General features: G+C 47.9%; 3 protein-coding genes. All 3 read right to left on the bottom strand.

The window, feature by feature from the left end; genetic code table 11:
* Positions 1-109: 109 nt before the first annotated feature.
* Positions 110-667, bottom strand: a complete 558-nt coding sequence (locus V6D20_12040; protein HEY9816510.1) for a CDP-alcohol phosphatidyltransferase family protein — start codon at positions 665-667, stop codon at positions 110-112.
* A gap of 511 nt (positions 668-1,178) precedes the next feature.
* Entirely contained in the window at positions 1,179-2,198 is a 1,020-nt protein-coding gene (locus V6D20_12035; GenBank protein ID HEY9816509.1) for a HAMP domain-containing protein, read from the bottom strand.
* Between the two features lie 48 nt (positions 2,199-2,246).
* On the bottom strand, positions 2,247-2,749 hold a 503-nt coding region (locus tag V6D20_12030), incomplete at its 5' end, for a methyltransferase (protein ID HEY9816508.1).

Below are 2,749 nucleotides of genomic sequence, written 5' to 3'. Positions count from 1 at the left end.
GGGGATCAATCCTTTGATGCCATTTGGATTGATCTGAAGCAGGTTCTTCAAGAGGCCATTCCCCTTTATCCACCTAGCTTATTCGCGATGTTGACATCTGAATGATGCTTTAGGAAGACACCTGCTTGCGGATTTGCAGGGCATGACCTAAGCTCAAAACATCGTGGTGCCAGGTAGGCAGTACCCAAGTCATGGCTAATTCCTCTGTGGTATGGACTACACCGGTGAGAATCGCTACCCACAAGGTTATGCCGCCATAGCCATAGCCAAAGAGAGCGATCGCGGCTACAAGCAAGGTTAATCCCCAAGCTTTAGCTGTGTAGGTATGATAACTTGCTGGTTGTCCGTATTTGGCTAGGTTCACGATCCACCAGATAGCTTGGAGTCCCATAATGGCTAACAGGGGAAGCTTGAAGGCGAGGATCACGTCTGGATGGGCTAACCAAGCTGCGATCGCCACACAGACATAGAGACCGCGATCGGCCCAGCTATCAGCCTTACGCAGCGCGGCTGTACTCACTCCTAGGCGGCGGGCAATGATGCCATCAAAAATATCTGACAGTACCGCTAGGCTATAGAGCAGAACCCACCCCCAGCTCGTACTTCCATCCCAAGCCATCCACACCAGAACCGGCGCGATCGCCCCCCGTAGGATCACCAATGCCATCGGTATATGAGCCAGCATAAACATCCTTGAGTTTATACACAGTGATTTAACCTTAGTCAATTTAGGCGCGATCGCTAGCGGGGTTGTGCCATTCATCAAGGTGGCTGGAGAGCGATCGCCTCAGGCTTGAGATGAGCTATGTCAAGTTCAGTGAAAGGCATTGCTGAATCGATAGATGATTTACCCTCATCTCCAACCCTTCTCTCCAGAGAGAAGGGAGCCCTCACCTTCTATGAATCCGTATATGAATTCGTTTCCATCTTTGTCTTAAGCCAAGTGATCTCAAGTCTGGTTGCAGGGGCATGGTAATGAATAGCTTGTCAAACCGGATTTGATAAATCATCCCTCTTTTGTCATGTTTGAAAAGAAAAAGATCAAACCCTGATTCGTTCGTCGAATGTTGTGACCCATTGTTCTGGGAATTCGTCGGACTACCCCAACGTGACGAAAGCTGCAACACATCAAAACCTATCAATAGTTTCCTCCTAACATTATCGAACTCAGTCTGATATTAATCTTTACTTTCGTCTCGATTGCGACGCATCATGCGAGCTTTTTTCTGAAGACCTTGAAAGTAATCAGTGTCTACAATTTCCTGGACTTGTTGCTGGCGTTTGGAATGATCAATCTCGATTTTCAACTCTGTAATTTGCTGCTTCAAGGTGACTTCACGCTGGTATACCTTATCGACCATGCCTTCGAAAACGGCTGCTAGTTGGGTGATTTCATCGCGTAACCGACGCTGATGAAATTGGGCGAGTTTTCCTCGTTGGCTATAGTCGCCATCCCCGATGCGCTCACTGATTTCTGTGAGATGGGTGATTGGCTTAGTCAGTTTGCGAGCCATAAGATAAACTAATAAGATTAGAACTAGGTAAGCGATCGCAAAAATTAGAAGAACAGCCATCCGCACTTGTCGCTGTACGATTCGTAAATAGTCGGCACTAAAGTCTACCCCTAATGCTCCGACTATCTCCCCGGATGAGTTGTAGATGGGGCCATAGGCAATAATCCACGTGCCCCACTCATCTTGAGAGGGAGTCATAATCACACCAGATTGGCTGAGTCCTTCATAGAGTCCAACTTCGTCTTGATAGGATTCTTTAAATTGAGTGGGAGAGCGATCGGGTAGGATGGTTCGATAGGCATCACCAATCCAAATAATTTCCCCGGGATTATCTCCTGCTATATAGGTATAAGCTAAGGCTCGCGGCTCAGTTTCTGTGATCTGAACGAGCCAAGATTGATGTGCTATGTACAAAGAATTATTTTCTATGCGTACACCGTTATCAGATAAGGGCTGTTCTAATAATATTTCGAAGCTGTCGCCATCAATACCGGCGTTTACAACGCGGTAAGCATTGACTAAGTTATCTCGCAGCCGTTCTAACGCTAAGGTGCTGGCATAGCGATAAAACCAGTAGTAGGTTCCGGCAAAAATACCTGTGAAGATGATGGTAAAGCCAATGAGCATCTTCGCACGCAATCCAATAAATCGTGATTGTCTAAAAATACCGCTTTTCTGAAACATGGCTTGTCCTACACAGTAGAGAGTATTAAACCGCAGAGGAGCACTTGCTTAGTCCACCGTGCAGCGCAAAATAGAGAGATGATGGGTAGGATGAAGGATGAGGCTGGTTTGGGTTAGTGCTTGAAGCTCACTCAAGCTAGGTTGAGGTAACACGCCACAGTTGAGCAGGAGCAAACTCGGCCAGCGGCGTTGGGCAATGTGCTTCAATAAGCCCACATGGACAGCAGCTTTGCCTCCCACGGGATAGGCAGACATACAGGGCATAGCGTGGTAGTAGGCTGCAGAGCGTTCCTCATCGTAAAGATCGGTGCTTTCCCCCCAAGGGGGATCACCGTAAATGATATCAGGTGGGTCACTATATGGCCAGGATGTAAAAAAGTCGCTTTCAATCAGAGGGATGTCGATGCCAACGTGCTGTAGATTTTCCTGGGCGAGGGCGATCGCTCCCCTGTCAATATCTACGCCAACTAGATCTAACTTGGGGCGCTCTAGCTTGAGGGAAATGCCTAGGCTACCGCAGCCGATGCCAAATTCTGCAACTCGGGGCGATC

Source organism: Candidatus Obscuribacterales bacterium (assembly GCA_036703605.1).
GTDB lineage: Bacteria > Cyanobacteriota > Cyanobacteriia > RECH01 > RECH01 > RECH01.
This window is presented reverse-complemented; position numbering and strand designations above follow the sequence as displayed.

Excerpts from the sequence above, each read along its gene's own strand:
- V6D20_12035 (HEY9816509.1), bottom strand. The coding sequence starts at position 2,198 with ATGTTTCAGAAAAGCGGTATTTTTAGACAATCACGATTTATTGGATTG.
- V6D20_12040 (HEY9816510.1), bottom strand. The coding sequence starts at position 667 with ATGGCATTGGTGATCCTACGGGGGGCGATCGCGCCGGTTCTGGTGTGG.